At 40.2% G+C, this 276-nt stretch carries 1 protein-coding gene; it reads left to right on the plus strand.

What is annotated here, in order from left to right:
- On the plus strand, positions 1-276 hold a 276-nt coding region (locus AAEY79_RS14740; RefSeq protein ID WP_352289087.1), incomplete at both ends, for a hypothetical protein.

A 276-nucleotide genomic window follows, 5' to 3' on the forward strand; every position in this document is an offset into this window, starting at 1 on the left:
CCCTATTGCTTTGTATGAACAGGCGCAAGCGCTAAATATACCAACACACGTTGCCGCGACTCAAAGCCCCGTTTATGTCTATGTTGCACATACCTTGTTGGGGATACTAGCAACGTTATGTTTGCCGCGTCAGTTTCATATGAGCTTTATTGAAAACAATAACAATAATGAACTGGCAACTGCTCGCTGGTTATTTCCGTTGTATTTATTACTGATCAACTTATTTATTTTACCTATAGCTTACGCTGGGCTGGTTTATTTTAGTGATAGTAGCGT

The sequence above is a fragment of the Psychrobacter sp. GW64-MNA-CIBAN-0177 genome, assembly GCF_040309585.1.
GTDB lineage: Bacteria > Pseudomonadota > Gammaproteobacteria > Pseudomonadales > Moraxellaceae > Psychrobacter > Psychrobacter okhotskensis.